A 2,810-nucleotide genomic window follows, 5' to 3' on the forward strand; every position below is an offset into this window, starting at 1 on the left:
CCGCTACGCTTGGCGACAACCTTTCACAGGGTGAAATTGTCCATGCCAGCTACCTGCGCGACGGGAAACGCATCTGGCAGCAGCAGGCCGTCTTTAATACCAACAGCGATAAAGTCCTGGTCTTCACCATGACCTGCACCCGCGCGCCGGGCGATGCCGACAGCGCGCTGTTTGGCGAACTTCTCAGGAGCTTCCGCTTCCACCATTAACTTCAGGGACCGTTGTTATGTTTGAAGCAGCACGCGTTGGTGATGATATCGGCCACTCCGGTGCGCTGGCCGGAATGATTGCCGGAACGATTGTCGGTGGCCTGATTGCCGCCGCCGGGGGCATTCTGGCGGGGGCCATGTTTATTGCCGGTCTCGGCGCATCCTGTCTTGGCGTGGGCGTCCTGCTCGTCGGCGCCAGCCTGGCCGTGGGGTATTACACCGGGGAGCTGGCGACCGCCGCCCGGGACAGCATCGCGGTCGCCGGGGCATCCAGCATGACGAAGAAAGGCGTCATCACCTCCGGCTCGCCGAACGTGTTTATCAACGGTAAACCCGCCGCGCTTGCCACCGATAGCACCGTCGACTGTTCTGATGACGGCTCGCAGCAGATGGCCGAAGGCTCTAAGCGCGTCTCCATTAACAGCCAGCCTGCGTCCCGCATCGGGGATCGCACCACCTGCGACGCGAAGGTCATGACCGGTTCGAATAACGTCATTATCGGCGGCGACCCGCAGCAAACCCTGCCCATTCAGTCTGAAGTGCCCGAGTGGCTCTATAAAGTCTCCGATCTGACCCTGCTGTTCGCCGGGCTTATCGGCGGCTGGGGCGGGGCCGCTGGCAAAGTCGGGGCGCTCTCTAAGCTGCTGGGCAAAATCCCCGGCATCAACAAGCTGGCCCGTATCGCCTGTCGCGCCGGCACGCTGATGACCGGCGTGGCGGCCGCGGGGATTATCGCCCGCCCGGTAGATATCGTCAGCGGACAGAAGTTTCTCAGCGGGGATGACGAGCTGGACTTCGTCCTGCCTTCCCGTCTGCCGGTGCGCTGGCAGCGCTACTGGCGCAGCGGCAACCCCGGCGACAGCGTGCTGGGCCGCGGCTGGAGCCTGTTCTGGGAAAGCCGCCTGGAGGCGTATCAGGACGGCCTGGTGTGGCGCGCGCCGTCCGGCGATTATGTCGCCTTCCCGAGTGTGCCAAAAGGGATGCGCGCCTACTGCGAAAGCGAAAAGAACTGGCTTGAACATCACCAGGACGACAGCTGGTCGGTGTATGACGTCAGCGGCGAGCGCTGGCACTATGCGCCGCTTAAGGAAGATGCCCCGTCGCTGCTCCAGCGCATCTCTGAACCCTGCGGCAACGATATCCTCTTCGAGTGGAATGCGGATAATACCCTGCATGCCCTGACCGACAGCGCGGGCCAGCGCGTGGTCTGCCGCTACGATCGTGACAGGCTCCTCGGCGCCTGGCTGGATGACGAGATCTGTCTGGTCAGTTACGATTATGATGAACAGCGCCAGCTGGTCTGTGTGACCGGCCGGGGCGGTAGCGTGCGCCGACGCTTCCGCTGGCAGGACGGGCTGATGAGCGCCCACGAGGACGCCAACGGCCTGCTGAGCGAATACCGCTGGCGGGAGATTGACGGCCTGCCGCGCGTGGTCGGCTTCCGCCACAGCGGCGGCGAACAGCTGACGTTCGAATACGATTTTGATAACGGCACCCGCCGTGCGACCCGCGATGACGGTGCGCAGGCGCACTGGCTGGTGGATGACGACGACAACGTCGCCCGCTTCACGGATTACGACGGTCGCCAGACGACGTTTGTCTACCGCGACGGCGAGCTCTGCGACGTTATTCTTCCCGGCGGTGCGATGCGCCGCAGCACGTGGGACAAATACGGCCGCATGACCAGCGAGACGGATCCGGCGGGCCGCCGCACGGAGTATCACTGGCATCGCCTGACCGACCGCATCACCCGCACGGTATACCCGGACGGCACCTCATCGCAGGCCATCTACGATCTTCGCGGTCGCCTGCTGTCGGAAACCGACCCGGCCGGTAGCACCACCGCGTATCGCTATCCCGATGATGAAGAAAACCTGCCGGAGAGCATCACCGACGCCATCGGCGGCGTGGTGCGCCTGGTCTGGAACCACCTGGGGCTGCTGACGCAGCGCACCGACTGCTCCGGCAGCGTCACCCGCTTCACCTACGACCGTTTCGGGCAACTGGTTGCCAGCGAGGATGCGGAAGGGAACATCACGCGCCGTGAGTGGAGCCGCGCCGGGCTGCTGAGCGCCGTGATCCATCCTGACGGCAGCCGCGAGTCGCTGGTGTGGAATGAACGCGGCCAGCTCACGGGCTGGCGCGACCTGCTGGAAAGCGAGGTGAGCTGGACCTACAACGCGCTCGGCCTCCCGGTCAGCCTTACCGACCGTATTGGCCGCGTGCGCCAGTGGCGCTACGACCCGCGCGGTAACCTGCTGCGACTTGATAACGGCAACGGGGCGGAATACCGCTTCACCTACGACGCCGTGGGTCGCCCGCTCAGCGAAACGCGCCCGGACGAGACCGTGCGCCATATGGAATGGGACGCGCGAGGGTTCCTCTGCGCGCTCGAAGAAAACGGCCGACCTGCCGCCGACGGCGGCATCGCCCGTCGCGTCCAGCAGTTCAGCTATGACGACAGCGGGCTGCTGATCGGGCGCACTCAGCGCCACGCGGAGTACCGCTACGTCCGCGACCTGAGCGGCCAGATTACCCGCATCCGCCGCACGCCGACGGCCGAAGGCGTTGCCCTGGGTATCGAAAGCGATGAGATCGCTT

The 2,810-nt window shown here is 64.9% G+C and carries 2 protein-coding genes; both read left to right on the forward strand.

Features of this window, described 5'->3' with window-relative positions; all coding sequences use genetic code 11:
- Nucleotides 1-209 (forward strand): DcrB-related protein (locus tag LDK53_RS22260; RefSeq protein WP_225288103.1); only part of this gene is annotated, 209 nt, incomplete at its 5' end.
- 17 nt (nt 210-226) lie between these two features.
- Nucleotides 227-2,810, forward strand: a 2,584-nt coding sequence (locus LDK53_RS22265; RefSeq protein ID WP_225288104.1) for a PAAR domain-containing protein, incomplete at its 3' end; no start/stop codon positions are given.

The organism is Enterobacter sp. K16B, assembly GCF_020216105.1.
In the GTDB taxonomy this organism is placed as follows: Bacteria; Pseudomonadota; Gammaproteobacteria; order Enterobacterales; family Enterobacteriaceae; genus Enterobacter; species Enterobacter sichuanensis.